This window comes from Paucisalibacillus globulus DSM 18846 (genome assembly GCF_000482485.1).
Lineage (GTDB): Bacteria > Bacillota > Bacilli > Bacillales > Amphibacillaceae > Ornithinibacillus > Ornithinibacillus globulus.
Genome location: NZ_AXVK01000001.1, coordinates 396472 through 419789, shown reverse-complemented (window position 1 = coordinate 419789; position 23318 = coordinate 396472). Strand labels below are relative to the sequence as shown.

The window sequence follows — 23318 nt, the reverse complement described above, 5'->3', positions numbered from 1 at the left end:
TCCCTAAATAAAGAGAAATATGTTAAGATATAATTAAAATTATTGGCGAAAAAGTTCGAAAGATGATTGAAAGTTGGTGAGAATTTGTTACATTGTCCATATTGTGGATCTATAGTTAAGGAAGAGGAATCATTTTGTGTAATTTGTGGTGATGAGCTTCCTAAAGATATCCATTTACGTTCTAGTAAAAAGAAAAAATTCAATAAATATTGGATAGCTACGTTAATATCCTTCATATTTATTTTACTTGCAATAAATCTTTTCAATAGTTTCTTGCAAAATCGTTCTGCTCAGGCAATGGAATTTTATGAGCTTGGTGAAAAAAGTTTAGAGGTAAATGATTATCAAGCTGCACAGGACTTCTTTTCAAAAGCAGTTGATAAAAAGCCTAATTTTATTCAAGGAGAAACAGCACTTGAATTTATACAAAAAACCTTTGCTATCGAAGAAACACTCCAAAAAGCAAATGAGGAATTAGAAAATAGTAATTTTCAAGATGCTCTCACCTTAATCAATGATGCAGAATCTTCTTTGAAGAACTTTGATGGAGTCGCAACAACGACACTAGTAGAAAAAATCGTTTCTAACCGTAATACAATAAAGATTGAACAGTTAAAGAGCTTACTTAGTGATGCCCCACCAATCGATGAGTTAAAAGTGTTACTCTGGGAAGCTGATGCAATAAAAAATCCTGAAGCTGTACAAATTACAGATAATATTCGTAATCAAATTATTGATTTTACCTTTACTAAAGCAAGCGAAAAACTATCAGAAAAACAGTTTAGTGATGCACAATTCATTGTAGAAGATGGTATAAAGTACGCTCCGAACTCGGAAAAACTGCATAGTTTACAAACGACAATTGAAAAAGAAAAAGTATCATTTGAAATTACCCAACAACAGCGTATCCAACAAGCAATTGATACAGCTGAAGAAGAACGTGAAATGAATGAAACAGATGCCATTGAAGTGGTATCTGTAAAACCTGAAAATGATGACCAAGGTAATTTGGTTGTTAAAGGTGAAGTTAAGAGTATCGCAACAATACCTGTAAGCTCTATCCTGGTAGAGTATTCTCTTTTAACAAATGATAAGGAATTTCTATCAAATGAGGTTTATGTATATCCTGATACTCTCTACCCTAACGAAAGTGGAAAATTTGAATTTACTCATTATGATATTGACCAAAATGTTGAAAAAATTAATATAAATGTCAAAAAGATTACTTGGTACACCAATTAGTACTCTTATGGAGTGAAAATATGATAAATACAAAAAGAAAATTACCAATTATCATCTCTATTATCTTACTAATTCTCGGAATTGCTTATTCAATCTATCTATATTCGGATTGGCAATCAACCAATTTGGCTATTAACAATCCCATGATTAAAAAAGTACAATCCGAAAATGAAACGATAAACTTAAAAACAATAATACACGAAGCGGAGAAAAATGTTGTTCAAATTGAAGCAAAGAATGATTATGAATCACTGACAGGCTCAGGTTTTCTTTATAATGAAAAAGGAGATATTATAACCAACGCACATGTCATCAAGGATGCCGAAAGCATTTATGTTAGAACTGCTAATGCTCGTATATACCCAGCTGCAATTATTGGGGTTGGAGAAAACACAGATATTGCCGTCCTTCGAGTTCCTCAACTTGCTGGCGAAACAGGACTCTCCGTTGATACAGATACATTAGCAGAAATTGGAGATGAAGTAATCGCCTTAGGAAGTCCACATGGATTTCAAAATACGGTTACCCTGGGGATAATTTCTGGAACTGAACGTAACTTTACTGTAGATGGATATGATTACAATAATGCTTATCAAATCTCTGCTCTCATCACACATGGTAATAGTGGTGGACCATTAATAAATCGAACTACAGGGGAGGTTATAGGTATAAACTCTGTTGGAACAGAAGATGGCACAATAGGATTTAGTATTCCCATTATTGATGTAATAGAGGAAATCGAAAATTGGTCTAAAGAAGCACAAAACAGTCAACTTACATTTACTAACACAGAAGATTTACTAAATACAATTGACCCGACACAATTTAAGCAAGATGCAGAATATGTAATGGAATATTTCTTAGATAGCATCATCATCCGGGATTATGTAGCTGCTTATTCATTACTAGGTGATTCCATTCAAACACAGACTTCTTACTCTTCCTTCCGTGAAGGATATATTCAGATTGTAGATGTTAAGTATAAACATCAATCTACTACTATTGATGATAGTCACGCATCCATAAAGGCAGATGTGACCTTGACTAAAAATCAACCTAATGAAGAAGAACCAATCAATGAAAATATAACATATGAATTTATAATTGGATTTGAAAATGATCAATTAAAGATTACTACTATTGATTATAAGGACGAATAAATTTAAAGAGACAGACCCAAAGTTGTTCGGGTCTGTCTCTTTTTACTAGTCAAGATTTAATTCAGAAACTTAGTCAACATCTTCGGTGGCAGTGGTTTACTATAATAGTATCCTTGCATCTCATCACATCTCTCATTTGCAAGAAAATTTAGCTGTTCTAACGTTTCCACTCCTTCTGCAATAACCTTCATATTTAAAGAATGTGACATATGGATAATGGATTTTACAATCGCTTGATTTTCTCTTTGGTTTTCATTCAAAAACATTTTATCAATTTTTAATTTTGTAATCGGAAATATACTTAAGTATTTAAAAGATGAGTACCCTGTTCCAAAATCATCAATGGAGACAAGTACACCTAATTCGCGTAACTGATGTAAAGTTTCTAAAATCTCTTCCTCGTTTGACATAGCCATACTTTCTGTTATCTCGAGTTCAAAATAATTGGGGTGTAAATCGGTTTCTTCAAGAACTTGCTTTACCTTCTCAACTAAATTTGGCTGGTAAAATTGTTTTGCCGATAGATTAACACTAACCGTCAATGGTTTAAATCCTTTATCCTGCCATTCTTTGTTCTGTCTACAAGCTTCCGATAACACCCAATCACCTATATCAATAATAAGCCCAGTCTTTTCAGCTAATGGAATAAACTCAATAGGACTAATCAATCCTTTTTCAGGATGATTCCAACGTATTAAAGCTTCTAATCCTACAACTTCATCTTTACGTAAATTCTTTTGTGGCTGATAATAAAGTTCAAATTGCCCTTCCCTAAGCGCCCTTCTTAACTCTGATTCCATTGTTAGCATTGTTTTAAAGTTCTCAGAAATGGACGATTCAAACAAATTAAAATAATTTCTATGCTTTCCCTTTATAACATACATCGCAGAGTCCGCATGCTTAATTAAATCTGAAGCCGTTTTACCATTCTCGGGATATAAGCTTATACCAATACTTAATGTAGTATAAATTTCATATTCATGAATCTTGATTGGTTTTTCAAATTCTGCAATTATTTCTTTTGCTAATGCTTTTGATTCTTCCTTTGAAGAATTTCTTTGTACAATTAAGAACTCGTCCCCACTCATTCTAGCAATAAATGTATCCATTTGTTGGAACGTCTTTAAGCGACCTGCACAAGCCCGAAGTAACTCATCCCCGAAAGAGTACCCTAATGTGTCATTTATTTCTTTAAAATAGTCTATATCAAGGAAATAAACCGCAAGATGCTCATTAGATTCTTTAGCTTGTACAATTGCTTCTTTTAAAACTTTATTAAAAAAGTTTCGATTTGGTAAGTCAGTTAATTCATCGTAATAAGCCATATATTCTATCTTATTTTCCGTTTCAATTCGTTCTGTCACATCTTTTACACTAGCAGCTCTAACAATCTTTCCGCTTTTGTAATAAGGATATTCGTACATTTCAATATAAAAAAGTGTCCCATCCTTTCGAACTCCTTTAAGTTCAAGTACACCATTAAATGCAAGATGTTCAAAATCTGCTAACCTTTGATAACTTTTAGGATCAATCAAATGCTCCATTGATTTTCCTTTTAATTCTTCCTTAGAATAGCCAAACATAGTTGCAAAAGTTTCATCACAATCAATTATGTCTGTTTTACCATACAGAACGATACCCTCAACTGAACTATTTGAAATTTGATTAATATACCGTTTAATCTCATCCGCCCTATTCCGAATAGAAAGTTCATTTAATAGTAAACAATACATATTCTCTTTAACATTAAGTGACTTAACTTCGATTAACTTTCCTTTCTCATTCTTAATTTCCATTAACAAATGAGATTTTTGAGACTCCAACAGTAAATGAAAATCTAGATAATCAACGATGGATTGATCATTTGAATAATTGAGATTTAAGATGGAAAAGGCCTTCTCACTTCCATCAAGGATTAATCCATCTTTATCTACAAACAAAATTGCTTCATTTAAAAAAGATAATAACTGATTATTCATTGGCAACAATAAATGTTCTTCATTCATAAAGGACTCTCCTCACTTGTTATCAACTTACCCAATACTAATTCGTTCCTTTGGATAATGATAATCCCCTGTTTTCTTTGTTTTTTTGAACATAAATAGAAACGTTATTATTCCTACTCTACCGATAAACATCAATATCATGAGAATTACTTTTGTTAAAGTTGATAACTCAGCTGTAATACCTAAAGACAATCCAACAGTTCCGAATGCAGATGTAACTTCAAACATAATTTCTGTGATGGAAAATGGTTCATAGGTAGTAATAAACAGAACCGAAATAAATACCATTAACATAGCCATTAATGTAACTGTTACGGCTTTCATTAAGTCCTCTTCATGAACTTCCCTTCTAAAAATCCGTATACTGCTACCACCACGTGCATATGTAATGATAAAAATAACAGCCAAAGCAAATGTAGTTGTTCTGATTCCTCCCCCAGCACTACTAGGTGAAGCACCAATAAACATTAAGAAAGACAACCACAAATGATTGGATTCTGTTAACAAGCTTACATCCATTGTAGAAAGCCCACCACTTCTAGTCGTTACAGATTGAAATAGCGCATAGAATATACTCTCATGCCAACTTTTCCCTACAAAAAAATTATGCATATCTAATAAATAAATAACAACACTTCCAACAACAATTAAAATACCAAAGGTTAAGGTCGTTACCTTTGTAAATAAACTAAAATGAATAGACCTACGATTGTTTTTCTTCAAAAATAAAAAGTTTTTGATTTCAATTATAACGGGAAAGCCGATAGCTCCAAAGATGATTAACAACATATTTATAAACTGTATAAAATAGTCATCTTTATATGGTATGAGTGACTCTCCAGTTATATCAAACCCTCCATTAGTAACAGCACTAATCGTACCAAAAAAACCATGAAAATAAGCTTCAGAAGGTGATGGATAATACTTTAGAAAATATGTACCTAAGATGAGAAAAGCGATAAATTCCACCGTTAATAAAACAATAAAAATCTGCTTAATTAAACGTACCATGCCTTCAAAGTTAGTTTGATTTTGATCTGTCATAATTAATTGACGTTCCTTTAGCCCAATCTTCTTACCAATTAGGAGCCAAATAAACGTACCAATTGCCATCACACCTACTGCACCTAACTGTAAAATAAATGCAAGAATAAAAATTCCTTCCGTACTTAGTGTCTCAGAGATAGGAATCGTGCTCAAACCTGTAACACTTAATGCGCTTACAGCAGTAAAAACAATATCAATAAATGCAACATCTACTCCATCCTGAAATGCAATAGGTAAACTTAACAACACCGTTGAAAAGATTGCAGCTAATAAATAAAAAAACAAAATAATTCGTACAGGTGATAACTTATTTATCCAACGTAAAAATGATTTTGGTAACATCAGTATACATACTCCTCAAATTTCCCGGAATTTTCAGGAAAATCCTCAATTTTATTATAGCATGATTAAATTATATTTCCTCTACTTTCGATAACTTGTAAATAGAAACTTCAAACCACAGGTTTTAATACACTGAATAGCGTATGGTTTTGTCGACCAAACCTTTATGCTACGATAAACTATATAATATAATATCCAAAGATTATAAATCAAAATAATGAATTTGGAAAGACTTGTTTAATATTTTGGAGGATAAAAATGGAACTAACCCCTGAATTAGGACAAAAAATTATTAATGAAACTAGAAAACTAATTAATGAAGACATCATTATTCTAAATGAAAAAGCTATTATTATTGCAAGTACAGATTCATCACGTATAGGAGATTTTCATGAAGGTGCCTTTCTCACCATTAAAAGCAATTCAACTACAGTCTTGTCAGAGAAACATATCAAACAGTTGGAGGGGATCCGACCTGGTGTAAATTTACCTATTACAATAGAAAATAACGTAATTGGTGTTATAGGTATTACGGGTGATCCAAATAAAATCATCCCATTTGCATCTGTTATGAAAAAAATGACTGAATTACTAATCCGCGAGAATATCTTTATACAAGAAACCGAATGGCATGCAAGAGCAGTAGAGGCATATTTTTTTGACTGGATTCAATTAGAAGACATATCGTTAGAATTTATAAACAAAGGGAACATGCTCGGGGTAGATATATCCCCTCCCTTCCGGTGCACGATTATCGATACTAGACAGGAATTACCTAGCAACCAGATAAAAGAAATCCTAAACCTTCTTCAATTAAAAGTTAAATGTATTGCTATTCGTTGGGGACGTAATCGAATCTTATTTATAACGGAAGAAAAATCCTATGAAATATCCCAATTGAAATCTCATCTACAATCATTTCATAGCTATGTTGCATACAAAAACGAGCTTAAACTAGCTATAGGAATTGGTACAATATCACATTCTCCTATCATTAAAGAATCTTATCAGAATGCAAATAAAGCACTATCAATTGGCAAATACAAATCAATGACAGCCTATGAAGACTTATTACTAGAAATTTGCTTGGATGAAATCGGAATTGAAGTTAAGAAAGAATTTACTAGAAAGGTATTTTCTAATCTTTATAAGGAAAAATCCCTATTCCAGACATTGAAAGTAATCTTGAAGAATAATATGAATTTAAAGCAATCGGCAAAAGAATTACATATTCACATTAACACCCTACATTATCGATTAGCCCGTATTGAACAGCTAACAGGATTTAACCCAAAAAATACTCATTCCATCACGCTATTTTATATGGGAATGCGCTTTTTGGATGAACATCCAATATAATAAAATTTTCGCATTAAATATTTGTGTGAAAATCCATATCTAACGCCCTTCTTTTCTATTAAAATAAAAGAAAAACTTTAGGAGAATGCCTATATGTTAGATAAGCATGTAAAGGAAGCATTAATTTCTATTGTTGGTCTTGATAACTATCAGGATTCAAAAACTAGTTTACTAACTTATTCATACGATGCTACACCAGGATTTCAATCATTTCCAGATGCAGTAGTATCTCCAAGAGACAGTCAAGAAGTAGCAAAAGTAGTGAAATTATGTAATCAATATAAAATCCCGATAGTTCCTCGTGGTTCTGGAACAAATCTAAGTGCGGGAACAACCCCTTTGCACGGTGGAATCGTGTTATTAATGAAACATTTAAACAACATAATAGAAATAGATGAAGAAAATCTAACTGTTAGAACACAGCCCGGAGTTGTTACCCAAACACTTATTGAAGCTATAGAGGATAAGGGATTCTTTTATCCTCCTGACCCTAGTTCAATGAAAATCTCACAAATCGGAGGAAATATTAATGAAAATTCCGGTGGACTACGTGGGTTAAAATATGGCGTAACTCGCGATTATGTATTGGGGCTTGAGGTTGTTTTACCCAATGGAGAAATTATAAAAACCGGAGGAAAATTAGCAAAGGATGTTGCTGGTTATGACCTTACTAGATTATTTGTCGGATCAGAAGGCACCTTAGGCATTGTTACAGAAGCAACGTTAAAACTAATTCCTAAACCGGAAACGAAGAAAACTATGCTAGTACTCTATCAAAATCTTGATGCTGCAGCACGCTCTGTATCAGCCATTATAGCAAATCGAATTATTCCAGCAACATTAGAATTTTTAGATCAGCCTACCTTAAAAGCTGTAGAAGATTTTGCTCAGATTGGCTTACCTACTAATGTCAAGGCAGTCTTAATTATTGAACAAGATGGACCGAAATCAGTCGTCGACTCAGATATGGAAAAAATAGCAACTATTTGCCGAGAAAATGAAGCCGTGGAAGTAACACTTGCAAAATCTAATGAGGAAGCAGAAGCATTAACAACAGCAAGAAGAGCCGCTTTATCTGCTCTAGCTCGTTTAAGACCTACAACGATTTTAGAAGATGCTACAGTACCCCGTTCTGAAATAGCAAAAATGGTAAGTGCCATTAAAGAAATAGCGAATCGAAACCAAGTAACCATTTGTACTTTTGGTCATGCTGGTGATGGAAACCTCCACCCGACTTGCTTGACCGATATTCGTGACAAAGTAGAAATGTCGCGTGTCGAAAACGCATTTGAAGAAATATTTAAAAAGGCAATCGAATTAGGAGGAACGATAACCGGTGAGCATGGTGTCGGAGCAATGAAACTTCCCTACCTCCATTTAAAAGTTGGTGAAGCTGGCATTGATATTATGCGAAATATCAAATTAGCATTTGATCCAAATAATATTATGAATCCAGGTAAAATGTTCACAATGTCGGATAGAAAAAGAGTGGTGATTCAAAAATGAAAACTGCAGAAAAGGAAAGAATCTCACAAGGTTTTAAGGAAAAGATGGATTATGACGAGTTACTTAATTGTATGCGTTGTGGTTTTTGTCTCCCAAGCTGCCCCACTTACATTGAATCTGGCATGGATGAAGCTCACTCCCCACGAGGTCGAATTGCAATGATGAAGGCAGTAGTTGATGGTGATATTGCTCCAGACCAGGATGTGAAGCGCTCACTTGATTTATGCTTAGGTTGTAGAGCTTGTGAACCCGTCTGCCCTTCAGGGGTAAAATATGGCCATCTATTAGAACAAGCTAGAGACATCATATATCAAAATAAAAAGTCTTCCATCGTAGAAAAAACGGTTCGTGGAATTGTGTTTAACAACCTCTTTCCACATCAAAATCGCATGGTTACAGCAACTAATCTGCTTGGTTTTTATCAACGTTCTGGTTTACAAAAAGTTGCAAGAAAAAGTGGTATAATGAACTTCTTTCCTGAATCAATAAGAACGATGGAAAAGGTTCTTCCAACTGTACCAAAGAAAAAAGAACTAAAAAGTCGTCCAAACCATCTTCATGCCATACACGTTCAAAAGAAAAAAGTTGCTTTCTTTTCTGGTTGTTTAATGGATACGATGTTCATGTCAACCAATGATTCTACAATGAAACTTCTCCAGTATGCTGGTTGTGAAATAGTTATACCAGAAACACAAAATTGCTGTGGCGCACTTCATGGTCACAGTGGTGAACGTGAAAAATCGAAAGAAATGGCAAAAAAAAATATAGAAGCATTTGAACATATAGGTGCAGACTATATCATTACGAATGCTGGTGGTTGTGGGGCATTTTTAGTCGATTACGGTTATTTATTAAAAGATGATCCAGAATGGTCTTACCGTGCAGAGAAATTCTCTTCAAAAATAAAAGATATTACAAGTATTTTAGTTGAATTAGATTTTGATAAAGAAAAACTAAGGTTGGAAGAACAGATTGTTACATATCAAGATTCCTGCCACTTAAAGAATGGTCAAAAAACGTTCATAGAGCCTAGGAAGTTATTACAATCTATTCAAGGTGTTACTTATGTAGAAATGAAAGATGCCAGTAGGTGCTGTGGGTCAGCAGGTATTTATAATATTGTGGAGTCTGAAATGTCAATGCAAATTCTAGACTATAAAATGGAGCAAGCTAAAATGACAAAAGCAAAAACAATCATTACAGCAAATCCTGGTTGTTTACTACAAATGAAGCTCGGAATTGAACGTGAAGGTTTATCAGATACAATGAGAGCTGTTCACATTGTAGATTTCTTACTTGAAGCTTTTGAACAATCACTTTAGAAAAACAGTCATTCTTCCTTCTTTTAAAAGGTATGTTATTTTTATGCTTTCCAACTACTTATAAGTAATGGCGAGGCTAGTCTGATATAACGGTCTAGCCTTTTTTATAGAAGACTTTTGAATTTAGTTAGTAAAATTTCCCCCTCATAACCCTTTTCAATTAATTCACTAAGCATTTCTTCAATTTTACTTTTTCTTTTATCAATAATTTTCCCCATTAACATAACATTTATATGTTTTCCAATATTATTAATACTATCAATGGATGTAATAAATGTTGCTGGAGCATTGGTTGTTTTTGATATCTTCACTTCAATCATAACTTGTTCTTCCTTTTCTTGTATTACCTTAAAAAAATCTAAGTAATTCTTGTCTACTAATGCCTCAATGAGCCATGTATTATTATCATCCTCACGGTTAATAATGAGACCATCTAACAAATTGATATCTGTCTTAACTATTTCTTCATTTTGACTTTCAATAATTTGTAATCCTTTTAGCAAAAATGTTTTCATTCTTTATCCACCCCCTCTTTTTGAAAAAACTCACATTCGCTCTTCTTCTAGAATATGCGTTAGTTCTTCATATCTCGGCGCAAAGCTTTTATCAATCCTGGTAAATATAAAGGTTAAGTTCAGTGTACCAAAATTTTCTTACTAATGATAACTATTTTGGTTAATCACATACTAAAATAAAAATATGGAGGGTCTTCCCGTGATATCAGTAGTAATTACTGTTTTACTAATTGTTTTTCTAATCATATTACTCATGATTCGTGCAAATCGTATAGCCAAAGCTATTGCCGTGGAAGAAGACGTAAAGGATTAATTTATATATTAACTGAAAAAACACACAAAAACTGTTCCTATTATAGTCACCAAGTGATACTGTATAGTTAGAGAAGAATTTTTAATAAACAGCACTTAACAGGAGTGTCATAAAAAATATGCGAAAATCACTTGGTGTTTTATCTTTCCTGCTTTTTTTTGTTGTTGCCTGTACAAATCATGAGCCTGCCATTGTAAAGGTGGATACACCACCTGAGGAAGTAGCAGAAGAACCTGAACTTATTGAAGAAGTAAGTGATAATGAAGAAGTTGATGAATTTATTGAATTTAAATTAGATGAGGAAGTTCTACGTGTTAACCTAAAGCAAATTCCAATTCTAAGTGCTTATTTGCATGCAGCAGATGATCGACAAGCTGTTATTGAAGAGATGGGAATTCAACATATTTTAAATAAAGACGGAAACATTATATATTTACTCGAATTTTCGTGTACCAATGAAGAATGTTCCTATCTTTTACTAGATGAGACCAGTGAAAACACAGGATTATTAGTTGCAGATTTAGCGATATTTGAACATGTTACAATATCACCGGAGGACTCAAAGTTATTACTAAAATTCAACAGAAATTCTACTCACGAATTTCCACTTTCTAACGTTGTCGTCATAGATTTAGAAGAATGGCATGTGCTCTCCATCGAGAACGATTCTATTACAAATAATTTTCTTGATTACCAATGGCCAATTTTGTTCGTTTCTTGGATTGACGAAGAAAGCTTATCAATTACTGTGCCTGATACTATTGAACCAAATAATTTACATTCTGAAACCACAAATAATAATGTGAGTGAGGTGATTTTCACAGTAGAAAAATAATAAATATTACCAGTTTTTTTATAGGATATTTATAAATAAATTTGCTAACTACTAAAGGTGTTCCAATTGTGGAGCACCTTTTTTTGTTTCAATAACTTTCAAAGATAGGCAAATCAATACTTGTCATAACGTACAATTTCTCAAATGAAAAGCACTATGGACAAGACTCAAATCGGAATATCACTAGTAGCTACAACGCTTATTTTAACGATATTTCTAAATGAAAATTGGTAACACCTAACAAGTATATTTCGACAATATTTCACGATGCTATATAGTGAAAGCTATTTTGAGGAGGAAAACACATGACAGTTGGTAGCCAAATTAAACAAGCAGTTGCTGGACTAAAAAGTGTGCAGGCAAGCTTCGAACAGTTTGCACTTCAAACGGAGAACAAACAAGCAAAACAGGTATATGAACAAGCTGCACAACAAACCCAAAGCATATTAGACAGTGTCGAGCCTCGCGTGCAACAAATTGAGCAGGAAGAACCACAATATAAAGGTTTCTAACTGAAGAGGAGGTTACCTCTCCTCTTCAATCATTTAAAGAATTAGGTGAATAACATGGTGAAATATCGATTTATAATCATATATGGGATTATATCTCTGTTTCTAATCGTTGGATGTGCTAATGATAAATCTGAATCATCTAACTCACATGAACAACTTAACATAACACAGATTTCCTCTAATCAAGCTTATAATCAGGAATACGCTAACGAAGCAAAGCGAATATTATCGCAAAAAAATGATATCCAGAAAATTTTCGCTGTTAATTCCGATGATTTACTTATAATAGCTATTGAGATTCCTCACCATGATCGGTTTAAACTGTCGAAAATAAATAACGATTTATCAAAAGAAATGGATAAGAAATTTGAAAAGGATAAAATAAGTGTCGAGCTTGCTACTGACAAAAAGATAATTTTAGAACTAGAAGCACTTGAAAAAGAATTACAGAATAACAACATTTCTAAAAAAGCATTAAAAAAACGCCTTGACCACATCAGTAAATTATTGAAGGAACAAACATAGCATCCAGTACTAGTTGATCATTAGAAAGAAGGTATTCAAATGGCAGATAAAAAGAAAAAAAATCTCCCTCCAAAAGCTCAAAATTATCAAGCTTTTCAAGATGAACGAGAGGTAAAGCGTCCTATCCTTAAAAATTGTTTAAAAGCATTTTTTGTAGGTGGATTTATTTGTTTTATCGGCCAGCTAATTTCTACATTATATATATATTATTTTGATTTCACCGAACAAACAGCTGGAAACCCTACTACTGCAACATTAATCTTTATCACAATGCTACTTACAGGGTTTGGCGTGTATGATCGCATCGGCCAATTCGCTGGAGCCGGCTCTGCTGTACCCGTTACTGGATTCGGTAATGCTGTCATTTCTGCTGCCATCGAGCATCGCACCGAAGGATTTGTACTCGGTGTTGGTGGTAACATGTTTAAATTAGCGGGTTCTGTTATATTATTTGGTGTTTTCTCTGCTTTCATAGTGGCATTAATAAAAACAATTATAATATCTTGGGGTGGATTTTAAATGCTAGCAGGACATCGTACTTGGATATTTGAAAATAACCCTGTAATCATTTCAACTGGCACTGTTGGTGGTCCATTCGAAGCCAATGGAAAGATTCCACATGCATTTAATATATTACATGACGATATGTGGTTAGAGGAAGATTCCTTTGAAAAAGCACAGCAAAAGATGATGGAAGAAGCATGTCAGTATGCAATTAAAAATAGCCCCATTGAAAAAGAACAAGTATCATTCTTCATCAGTGGTGATTTAATCAATCAAATAACACCTACTAGTTTTGCTGCTAATACAATTGGGTCCCCCTATTTTGGTTTATTTAGTGCCTGTGCTACATCAATGGAAAGCCTCGCACTTGCAGCCTTTATGATTAATGCGAATGGTGCAGAATATATACTTAGTGGTACTTCTAGTCATAATGCTGCAGCAGAAAAACAATTTCGTTATCCTACAGAATATGGTGGTCAGAAGCCTCCTACCGCTCAATGGACTGTTACAGGAGCTGGCTGTGCATTAGTTGCTAAATCTGGAAATGGACCAAAAATAACTTCTGCAACAATCGGTAAAATTGTTGATATGGGAATGACAGATCCGTTTAACATGGGTGGCGCAATGGCGCCTGCAGCTGTAGATACAATTATTACTCATTTAAAAGAAAGAAATATCGATGCTTCATACTACGACCTTATTATTACAGGAGATCTGGCACATATAGGTAGAGAAGTTGCATTAGATTTACTCCATCAGAATGACATAAATATTGCAGAAGAAAATTTTGTTGACTGTGGACTTACCATATATCGTGAAGACCAACCTGTATTAGCTGGGGGAAGTGGACCTGCGTGTTCAGCAGTTGTTACTTATGGACATTTTCTAGATTTGATGAAAAAAGGAGAAATGGAGAAAATACTTGTAGTAGCTACTGGGGCCCTTCACTCCCCTTTAAGTGTGAATCAAAAGGATCCAATTCCATGTATTGCTCATGCAGTATCCATTGAAACTGGGAGTGATATTATATGATTTTTTTCTGGGCTTTTGTTATTGGAGGTTTAATTTGTGTAATAGGACAAATAATGTTTGATGTTTTCAAATTAAGTCCCGGACATACATTGAGTATTTTAGTTGTTGCAGGAGCAATCCTCGATGGATTTGGATTGTACGAACCATTAATCGATTTCGCTGGTGCAGGGGCAACCGTACCTATAACCAGTTTTGGTAATTCATTAGTACACGGCGCAATGGCCGAAGCAGAAAAACACGGAATTATCGGAGTGATAACCGGAATGTTTGAAGTGACTAGTTCTGGTATTTCCGCAGCGATTATATTTGGAATGATTGGAGCCTTGCTTTTTAAACCAAAAGGATAACTTATTAGGGGGATTCCTATGACAGTCGGATCACAAGTGAAAACATGCTATGCAAGTATTAAAAGTATTGAAGCAACCTTATCCATTCTCAGTAATCAAACAAATGAATTACATGCTAGAAATGTCTATAGAGAAGTAGAAAGTATAGTCCAAGAAATAAAACAGGACTTAGAAAAACAAGTTCTGTTATTAAGTAGAGAAGAACCACAATACAATCAATAAGGAGGAATTATTATTATGGCAGACTGGATTCAAATTGCATTTCGAGCTGTTTCTCTCCTTATTATATTATTTTTCTTTACAAAATGGCTTGGGATGAAACAACTATCGCAATTAAATATATTTGAATATATAACTGGCATTGTTTTAGGTGGAATCGTGGCCATTCATGTAAGTACATTGGATAGTCCTATCCATTTTGCTTTAATTTCCATGTTTATATGGTTCATTATCCCTTTTGTAGTTGAACAAATATCCTTAAAGAGTAAAGCCTTTCGCGATTTCACTCAAGGCAAAAGTAGGGTTGTCATTCAGAATGGAAAAATTATGGAAGATAACCTTAAGAAGGAACATTACTCGACGGACGATTTACTAGAGAGCCTGAGGGAGAAAAACATTTTCAAAGTAGCAGACGTTGAGTTTGCTGTCTTAGAACCTAATGGCAAATTAAACGCTCTCCTAAAAAGTGAAAATAGACCACTAACAGCTAAGGATTTAGAACTAGAGATTGCACCTGAACGAGAGCCGCAGACCGTCATTATGGATGGAAGACCTCTTCTTGAACCACTTGCAAATATATCATTAAATCCTACATGGCTGGATACAGAATTGGAAAAAATGAATGTCAGTATTGAAAATGTATTTCTTGGACAAGTAGATAGTAGCGGGCAATTAACGATCGACTTATACGACGATACAATTGCAGTACCCAGTCCTACACAGAAACCATTGTTACTCGCTACAATGAAAAAGTGTCAGGCTGACTTAGAATTATTTGCTCTAGCAACTGAAAATGAAAAAACAAAGCAAATGTACAAAAAAAATAGTGAGAAGTTACAAAAAGCAATTGATCATATTTCACCATTATTAAAGTAAAATCCTACTTTCTAATAACGAGTAGGATTTTACTTTTTGACTGTTTTCTCATAGATCGTTGCTAATTATACAATTTTTATAAACTGTGCGGTAACTAATAATGTTTGGACTGAGCGTCATACCCGCTCCGGAAATACACTTCGCTTTCCGTGGGCGGCTGGTAAGCCTCCCACAGGAGTCTCCGTGTATTTCCGGAGCTGGTTTAGCTTAAATTTGATTAAACGTGATTTTTAATGAAAATGTGTGATAAAACAATTTTTATTTAGAAAGCCAATACTAGCGCAGGCAGAATACGTAGACTCCTGCGGGAATAGCACGTGTCCGAAGACCCCGAAGCGGTGGTCTTTCCGCGAGGAGGCTGAGGCCGTGCCCGCGGAAAGCGGAGTATTCTGCCGGAGCGGTGTCTTAGCACTACACTAACCTCTTAATTAAAGTTACCGCGCAGTTTCCATCAATCCTGAAAGAAAATAGAAACAAACATTACGAAAACAGTCTACTTTTTAAATTCACCACATATTTTACCAACTAACATGGAAACGTAATAGAGTGAAACCTTAAACTGTATATTTTTACAGTGATTTAAAATGCTACAAAATTTATAGGTTGGAGTTGTCAGATGAAATGTTAAGAAAACGATTTAAAAAATTACTAGAGGATAGCCCACCACCGGAAGACAAAAAGTCTTCAATAAAGGATATAAAAGTAAAGGAAGCAATTATAGACCCAAACTTAGATAAGACATTAGAAATATTTCAATCCATTTACTCCTATCCAAACAACCAAGATGTTAAAATTCGCAAAATGAATATTTCTGGACTAAGGAAAAATGGAGCTATTTTATACATAGATACGATAACAAATCCAATGGTTATAGAAGAACATATTATAAGCCCTTTGCTTACAAATGAGGATAAAACTAAGGAAATTAGTGAAATTGTTACAGCTCAGTCAATCACTCCAAAAATAGTTATCAATGAAGCTTTAATTGAAATAAACAAAGGAAATGTCGCACTCTTTATAGAAGGTGAAAGCCGCGTATATTTAATAGGAGCAAGCCAGTTTGAGGCTAGAAGCGTAGAAAAACCGGAAAATGAAAACGTCGTAAAAGGACCAAAGGAAGCATTTATTGAAAAAGCAGCAACAAACATTTCCTTAATAAGAAAAAAAATAAAGAATGAAAACTTAGTTGTAGAATCTTTAGTAATCTCTGAGCGGTCGAATAATAATCTTTTTTTAGTTTACGAAAAAGATTTGGTTAATAATAAAATACTACAAAATGTAAAAAACCGTCTGGACTCATTGAATGTTGATGCTATTCAAAATCTTAGCTTGTTAGAACAACAGATAGAAGAACGAAAATATTCTATCTTTCCAACCATTTTATACACAGAACGTCCTGATCGGGCTGCTTCTTTTATAGAGGATGGGCATATTGTCTTACTAATGGACAATTCACCGGATTCTTTAGTATTACCTGCAACGTTTTGGTCCTTTTATCATAATTCAGAGGATCATTATTTACGATTTCCTTATGGGAACTTTACAAGATTATTACGATTTTTAGCTTTATTTATTACCCTATTTACGTCATCTTTGTATGTGGCAGTTGTCACGTTCCATTCAGAAATGGTACCACCTGATTTATTGCTTGCGATTGCAGCTACACGAGAAAAAGTTCCTTTCCCCGCTGCTTTTGAAGTTCTTGTTATGGAATTAGCATTTGAACTAATTAGAGAAGCTGGGTTACGCGTACCTAGTCCAATTGGTCCAACCATTGGAATTGTTGGAGCACTCATTTTAGGTCAAGCTGCCGTACAAGCCAATATTGTTAGTCCAATTGTTGTTATTGTGGTGGCATTAGGGGGTTTAAGTTCCTTTGCAATTGGTGATATTAGTATGAACTTCGCAATTCGAATTAGCCGATTCTTGTTACTAGTTAGTGCCAGTTTTTTTGGATTATATGGGATAACTGCATTTTTTACTGCAGGAATGTTTTATTTGGTTTCCATTAAATCATTCGGAGTACCTTATCTTTCCCCGATGACTCCAACTTACGTTTCATCCGGCGATACGGTATTTCGAAGAATATTAAAAAATGAAATCTTTCGACCTGGCTATCTAAAGCCAAAAGATATGGAAAAAAGATAGGAAGATAATGAATGGAAGAATCAAAGGGTAAAATCGGATTAAAGGAATTCATCGTCCTTACCATCATCATGATTGGCACAAAAGTTGCTGATGATACACCAGCTATTTTATTTGAATCCTTGCACAATGCAGGTTGGATGGCCCCTCTCATAAATGGAATTATTGCGATTATTCCTATATACCTACTAATAAAGGTCGTTACCAGTTATGACAGGAAAGGTTTAATCCATGTTACCAATGATTTGTTTGGTAAATTCTTTGGTTTCAGCATCGTGTTTATTTTATGGGTGTTTTTATTTTCCGCATTAATTATTGACACAGCTATCTATGCAGATATTATCACATCGGTATATTACATCAAAACACCCACTATTATTATTTATGGTGTTCTGATGTTAGTATGTGCTTACGGGGCCAAAAGAGGGTTAGAACAAATTGGCTCCGTTGCTTATCTAACTTATCCCTATTTACAGCTAACTTTTTTTATTGCCTTACTCTTAACCATAACTCAGGGAAATGTCCATTTTCTTTTTCCTCTTTTTGGACCAGGTGGTTGGGAAGTATTGAAAGAAAGTGCATTAAAGCTTTCCATTTATGGTGATCTTCTCTATCTATTCATTCTTATCCCTTATATAAGCAGTACGAAAAATTTTAAAAAGGGTACATGGATTGCTTTTATTATCATTGTCCTTAATTTAACGATAGCAATGGCAAGCTATGTTTTTTTCTTTGATTATAACTCAGTTATGGAATTAAATTATCCATACCATGAAGTCATTCGAACGATTACAGGAGGTTTTTTAACGAACTTAGAAACATTCTTCTTTCCCTTTTGGATTATTGCTTCAATCGTAAGATTCGCTATTTATCTTTACTTAACCGCAATATTGTTTGGACATCTATTTAAAATCAAGCATTTTGAATATGTTATTCCAACCCTTGCAACCTTGATTGTATTTATTGGAGTTATCCCTGAAAGCACATCCAGTACCATTTTTCAATTAAGACAGGGCTTATTATCTATTTCAACACCTGTTTTTTTCTTTTTACCTTGTCTCATGTGGTTGGTTGCAAAGCTAAAAGGAGTCACTAAAAAATGATAAAGTTGATTAGCATAGTTAAGTTTATTTCCCTATTCGTTTTACTATTAATACTCGGCGGTTGTTGGGATCAAAAAGAAACAGAAGAGCAAGCCTATGTTATTGCAATTGGACTTGATAAAGCTGAAGAGAGTGAAAATCTGGTTAAAGTCACTTATTTAATCTCTAACCCTGAAGCTGGTACTGCTGCTGTTGGGGGTGGAAGCAGTAGTGAACCACCACGTGAAATCATTTCGTTTGAAGCAGAAGACTTCGTTACCTCCCGAAATTTAGCTAACACGGTCATAGCAAAACAAATTACATACGATATTCTTCAAATCATTGTGGTGTCAGAGGATTTTGCCAGAGATGATGATTTTGTTAGATGGATTTATGATGCTACGAAGTCGATGGAGATCCGGAGGGATTCTAAGCTATTAATAACGAAGGAAGATACCTTAACGTTTTTAGAGATTAATCAACCTAAATTAGAAACAAGACCACATGAATATTTCAAAATGCTTTTTGCACGTGGAAAGGAAACTGCCATGTTGCCAGTTTCTGATTTGAACACCTTCTTTCGAATAACGGAAGCAGATGCCGATCTCTTTTTAGGAATTTATGGGACAACGGAAAAAAGTGAGAAACAACATGGTAAAGAACCAGATCAAGTTATAGCAGGTGAATTTCATTACGAAGGTGAAACAAACCCGACCGAATTTGCAGGTGCTGCCGTCTTTAAGGAAGGAAAAATGATAGATGTAATTACGATAGAGGATACGCGCCTCGCTTTTTTGCTAAATCCAACCATGAACGGCGTGGACATTTTGGCATCCTTCCCAGATCCATTTGATGAAAATTACCATATATCTACCCGAGTAAATAAAATTAGTGATATAAAGATAAAAATGGATTTAAAAAAAGAACAACCAGAGATTAATGTAACTTTACCAGTATCAATAGACCTTTTATCCAACCATAGTATGACAGAGTACCAATTAAACGAACAAAATAAAGAAAAATTAAAAAAATCGTTTGAAGATACTTTAGAAAAGTTATTTAAAGATTTTGTTAAAAAAACACAAGAAGAATATAAAACAGAACCATTTGGATGGTCATTAATCGCAAGGAAAAAATTTCTAACAATTCCGGAGTGGGAGGATTTTGATTGGATGAAAACCTATCCCGATATGAAAGTAAACATTACTGTTAACGTAGAACTAGGAAGTTTCGGAAGACAAGGTGGCTTACCAAGCTTGGAGGAGGTTCGGGATTAAGTGATTATTGCTGTTTTATCAACTATGATAGTCATGTTTTGTTATACAGTTGGTTTTTCCATAACACTATGGAAAGGAAAAAGTAAAGTTGGGGCTATCTCCGTTTTCATCTTAGCAATCGGAATCCTCGTTACTCCCTTCTTTTCCATTCTTAGTTTTTAAGAAAGTTTGTGATATTAGAATAGTCTGTGGTATAAATAGTTTACTTATACCACAGACCTCCTGGTTTTATTTTATAACATTTAATAAAGTTTCCCCTGACGATATAATATAGTAGAAAGTTTCATTACCGCATGAATGTAACAATTCTGCCTAAGTGGAAGTGGATCATCAAAAAACTGGGGGTATATAGAATCAAATGTTTCTTTCATTTTAGTAAATTGTTTATCAAATACCTCTTCTTCCGTATAAAATTGTGTCTCTCTTCCCTGAAGCCACTCTAAATAAGAAACAATTACTCCCCCGGCATTTGCCAAAATATCTGGGATAATAATAATCCCCTTCTTGCTTAAATAAGCATCCGCTTCAGTTGTTATAGGTGCATTAGCGCCTTCCACTATAATTTTTGCATGTATGTCTGACATATTATCTTTATTAACTTGATTCTCTAGCGCTGCTAAGAATAAAACATCAATATCCAATGTAATAATTTCCTCACGACCTAAGATTTTAGCTTTTATAGCCGCATTTCCTAATTGTTCTTCTGAGGTAGGAAGATCACCTTTATTTGTTGAAACAAATTTTACTAATGCCGGAATGTCTAAACCATCCGAGTTGTAAAGTGTCACATTCCGATCACTTACCGCAACAACTTTATTATTTAGATGATTACATTGAAATGCCGATAAGGCAGCCACAGATCCAACATTTCCGAATCCCTGAACCGCTAATTTTAATGACTGATCCTTCAAGGTTAAAGTTGTTTTAGCAAATTTATTGTCGCGTTCAGCTAACCAGTTTTCTTTCGCTCGGGCAAAGTCATGTAGTAAATAACGAAATGTGAAGTATACACCCTTCCCAGTAGCTTCTCGCCGACCTAAAGAACCTCCATTAATAATACTTTTACCGGTAAAGCTACCAAGGTATGATTCTCCTGGGCGAATACTTTTATATTCTGCCATCATCCAATCCATTTCCCGTTCCCCAGTTCCAACATCGGGTGCAGGAATGTCTTTATCAGGTCCAAGAATATCACTAAAATATTGAACATATTTCTTACAAACTACATAAAGATCCTTTTCACTGTATTCTCGAGGGTCAATAATCACTCCACCTTTTCCACCACCAAAAGGCACTTCATGTAATGCATTTTTTAATGTCATTAAGGAAGCTAAATTCACAACCTCATCTTCTTTTACCGTTTCATGGAAGCGAATACCACCTTTATACGGACCAAGCACATTATTATGCTGTACCCGAAAGGCCGGAATCCGAACAACTTGACCATTTTCAAGTGCAATCCTTAGATATGATTTGTTTACATGATTGGGTGTTGAAAGGATAGAAAGTAAGGATGTAAATGCTTTATTTCTACCCTCACCTACTAAATCTGGTAAAAAGCTCCCATCATCGATTAATACCTTTAAAGAATCTTTTACAATATCTACCGTTTGATTCACCAAAATAAAACCTCCATAATATTTAACTATAATAAGAGTGTAACAAAATCAAACAGAGATACCAATAAATAATCTCAATTTACAGAATAAACACAGCAAATAAAGTCATGATAACTAATCCTGCAATTACTGGGATAAAATTTTTACGGACTAACTCCATAACGGAAACACCACAGAATCCTGCTATAGCGATCAGGGATGACCAAGCAACAATCGTTCCCCCTCCAGTCCAAATTGCTCCCATTTGGCCAATTGCTGCCAAAGTTTCCGTATCCATACCTTGGGTTTCAAGTGATGCTGCAAGAGCGCCTGTTAGCGGTAAACCCGAGAAACCCGAACCATCTAATCCCGTTATTATACCAATGATTAGAAGACTAAATGCAGCTAACAAGGCACTTTGAGGTAAGAATTCTTGGGTAGCTTCCACCAAACCAAATAATAAAGACGGCCCCTCTTCCACCCCTAATATATTCCCAGCAAAATCTCCACTTCCCAAAAAGAAAAATCCTGCAATTGGTATAACCGGCCCCATCGCTTTAAAAGCAAATACAAAACCATCGGTAATATGATTTGAAATATAGTCGAGTGCGTGATGTTTACCAAAAGCAATCGTAGATAAGAGTAATAAGATAACAGCAACTCCACCTACAAATGCCGCACCATCCCCACCTACTAAACCACCACTTCCAGTAAATAATTTATTGTACATCATATAAATGACAACAACTAATAGTGAAAGTGGAACAAATATAGCAAATACTTTACTCCATCTCGTTAAGTTATTTGTTTTAGCTTCATTATTGGAATTCTCTGCTGCATTTAAAATTTTTAAGTCTCTTTGATTTTGTGGATCATTCTTTAAACGAATACCCTTTCGATACATAAAGTATGCAAGTAATATGGCTATGCCACCTGCTATTAAGGATAATATCAGTGATTTGTCAGCCACACCCCCGGCATCCTCTAAACCTGCAGAAGTTGCTGATAAACTCGGAGCGACCTGTACAATATAGTCAGAGGATAAAGCCATACCCTGACCAGCAAGTGCAATTGCTACAGCAGCTGTAATTGCTGGTAACCCTGCCCTTACAGCTGCAGGTACTAGTAATGCGCATATTAATGGTACCGCTGGTGTTGGCCAAAAAAACAATGAAATAATATAGGTTACACCTACCAATACAAAGAATGATATATGGCCATTCACCATAACTTTTTGTATTGGTTGAATCATTCGAACATCTGCCCCTAAATCCTTCAACGAATTTAATAAGGCTAACATGAAAGTAATGATTAAGAAAATACTAAACAACTCTTGAGCAGCAATTAAGTTTGCATTAAATATTGCAGTAAAGCCATCAACAATGCTTCCCTTATATACCCATGCAATTATAAATGTACCGAGTAGAGTAGGAAGCACGACACCTTTTCGGAATATCATTGTTACAATAATAGCGAGCGTAAAAATACCATAAAGCCAATGGACTAAAGTCAGCTCTACCATTTACATCTTCCTTTCGTTCCGTTGTGCTATAG

21 protein-coding genes are annotated in these 23318 nt (G+C 34.5%); 16 read left to right on the top strand and 5 right to left on the bottom strand.

Annotated features, from left to right (window positions below):
* The first annotated feature begins 84 nt into the window (after positions 1–84).
* Together K332_RS0102195 and K332_RS0102190 are read left to right on the top strand one after the other, a co-directional pair.
* Positions 85–1242, top strand: coding sequence for a hypothetical protein (locus K332_RS0102195; RefSeq protein ID WP_026905950.1), 1158 nt, complete (start codon positions 85–87; stop codon positions 1240–1242).
* Positions 1243–1262: 20 nt separating this feature from the next.
* Positions 1263–2402: a S1C family serine protease gene (locus K332_RS0102190; RefSeq protein WP_026905949.1), complete on the top strand. Its 1140-nt coding sequence runs from the start codon at positions 1263–1265 to the stop codon at positions 2400–2402.
* A gap of 56 nt (positions 2403–2458) precedes the next feature.
* Here the strand turns inward: K332_RS0102190 and K332_RS21855 are convergent, their stop codons facing one another.
* Together K332_RS21855 and K332_RS0102180 are read right to left on the bottom strand one after the other, a co-directional pair.
* Positions 2459–4408 (bottom strand): EAL domain-containing protein, encoded by a 1950-nt coding sequence (locus K332_RS21855; RefSeq protein ID WP_051359322.1) that lies wholly within the window; start codon positions 4406–4408, stop codon positions 2459–2461.
* 27 nt (positions 4409–4435) lie between these two features.
* A complete protein-coding gene (locus tag K332_RS0102180; RefSeq protein WP_036687843.1) occupies positions 4436–5797 on the bottom strand; it encodes a TrkH family potassium uptake protein in 1362 nt (453 codons plus the stop codon).
* A 258-nt stretch (positions 5798–6055) separates the two neighbouring features.
* On the opposite strand from K332_RS0102180, the gene K332_RS21850 reads away from it, so the two are divergent.
* From K332_RS21850 to K332_RS0102165, 3 genes are all read left to right on the top strand, one after another.
* Complete coding sequence (locus tag K332_RS21850; protein ID WP_051359321.1) at positions 6056–7156, top strand: CdaR family transcriptional regulator; 1101 nt, start codon at positions 6056–6058, stop codon at positions 7154–7156.
* Between the two features lie 93 nt (positions 7157–7249).
* Positions 7250–8662, top strand: a complete 1413-nt coding sequence (gene glcD / locus K332_RS0102170; RefSeq protein ID WP_026905947.1) for a glycolate oxidase subunit GlcD — start codon at positions 7250–7252, stop codon at positions 8660–8662.
* On the top strand, positions 8659–9984 hold the full coding sequence (locus tag K332_RS0102165) for a (Fe-S)-binding protein (RefSeq protein WP_026905946.1): 1326 nt from the start codon (positions 8659–8661) through the stop codon (positions 9982–9984). The genes glcD and K332_RS0102165 overlap by 4 nt, the downstream gene beginning before the upstream one ends.
* 104 nt (positions 9985–10088) lie before the next feature.
* Here the strand turns inward: K332_RS0102165 and K332_RS0102160 are convergent, their stop codons facing one another.
* Entirely contained in the window at positions 10089–10499 is a 411-nt protein-coding gene (locus K332_RS0102160) for a YwpF family protein (RefSeq protein ID WP_026905945.1), read from the bottom strand.
* A gap of 431 nt (positions 10500–10930) precedes the next feature.
* Here K332_RS0102160 and K332_RS21845 point away from each other — a divergent pair, with 431 nt between their 5' ends.
* The 11 genes from K332_RS21845 to K332_RS0102100 all read left to right on the top strand — a co-directional run bounded on the left by K332_RS21845 (position 10931) and on the right by K332_RS0102100 (position 20166).
* Positions 10931–11647 carry a hypothetical protein gene (locus K332_RS21845; protein ID WP_051359320.1) on the top strand — a complete coding sequence of 239 codons (717 nt, stop codon included), beginning with the start codon at positions 10931–10933 and terminating at the stop codon, positions 11645–11647.
* A gap of 305 nt (positions 11648–11952) precedes the next feature.
* Positions 11953–12159: a DUF1657 domain-containing protein gene (locus K332_RS0102145; RefSeq protein WP_026905944.1), complete on the top strand. Its 207-nt coding sequence runs from the start codon at positions 11953–11955 to the stop codon at positions 12157–12159.
* Positions 12160–12213: 54 nt separating this feature from the next.
* Positions 12214–12684 carry a hypothetical protein gene (locus K332_RS0102140; RefSeq protein ID WP_026905943.1) on the top strand — a complete coding sequence of 157 codons (471 nt, stop codon included), beginning with the start codon at positions 12214–12216 and terminating at the stop codon, positions 12682–12684.
* Positions 12685–12723: 39 nt separating this feature from the next.
* A complete protein-coding gene (gene spoVAC, locus K332_RS0102135; RefSeq protein WP_026905942.1) occupies positions 12724–13203 on the top strand; it encodes a stage V sporulation protein AC in 480 nt (159 codons plus the stop codon).
* Positions 13204–14220, top strand: coding sequence for a stage V sporulation protein AD (gene spoVAD / locus K332_RS0102130; RefSeq protein ID WP_026905941.1), 1017 nt, complete (start codon positions 13204–13206; stop codon positions 14218–14220).
* On the top strand, positions 14217–14567 hold the full coding sequence (gene spoVAE / locus K332_RS0102125) for a stage V sporulation protein AE (protein WP_026905940.1): 351 nt from the start codon (positions 14217–14219) through the stop codon (positions 14565–14567). The genes spoVAD and spoVAE overlap by 4 nt, the downstream gene beginning before the upstream one ends.
* An 18-nt stretch (positions 14568–14585) precedes the next feature.
* A complete protein-coding gene (locus K332_RS0102120) occupies positions 14586–14789 on the top strand; it encodes a DUF1657 domain-containing protein (RefSeq protein ID WP_026905939.1) in 204 nt (67 codons plus the stop codon).
* A gap of 15 nt (positions 14790–14804) precedes the next feature.
* On the top strand, positions 14805–15662 hold the full coding sequence (locus K332_RS0102115; protein ID WP_026905938.1) for a DUF421 domain-containing protein: 858 nt from the start codon (positions 14805–14807) through the stop codon (positions 15660–15662).
* A gap of 621 nt (positions 15663–16283) precedes the next feature.
* The gene (locus K332_RS0102110; protein WP_026905937.1) at positions 16284–17810 is read left to right on the top strand and encodes a spore germination protein; all 1527 of its coding nucleotides are present in this window, start codon (positions 16284–16286) and stop codon (positions 17808–17810) included.
* Between the two features lie 11 nt (positions 17811–17821).
* A complete protein-coding gene (locus K332_RS0102105; RefSeq protein WP_026905936.1) occupies positions 17822–18910 on the top strand; it encodes a GerAB/ArcD/ProY family transporter in 1089 nt (362 codons plus the stop codon).
* The gene (locus K332_RS0102100) at positions 18907–20166 is read left to right on the top strand and encodes a Ger(x)C family spore germination protein (RefSeq protein WP_026905935.1); all 1260 of its coding nucleotides are present in this window, start codon (positions 18907–18909) and stop codon (positions 20164–20166) included. Before K332_RS0102105 ends, K332_RS0102100 begins: the two co-directional genes overlap by 4 nt.
* A gap of 242 nt (positions 20167–20408) precedes the next feature.
* Here the strand turns inward: K332_RS0102100 and K332_RS0102090 are convergent, their stop codons facing one another.
* Entirely contained in the window at positions 20409–21788 is a 1380-nt protein-coding gene (locus tag K332_RS0102090; protein ID WP_026905934.1) for a Glu/Leu/Phe/Val family dehydrogenase, read from the bottom strand.
* Positions 21789–21864: 76 nt separating this feature from the next.
* The gene (locus K332_RS0102085) at positions 21865–23286 is read right to left on the bottom strand and encodes a hypothetical protein (protein WP_026905933.1); all 1422 of its coding nucleotides are present in this window, start codon (positions 23284–23286) and stop codon (positions 21865–21867) included.
* Positions 23287–23318: the final 32 nt, after the last annotated feature.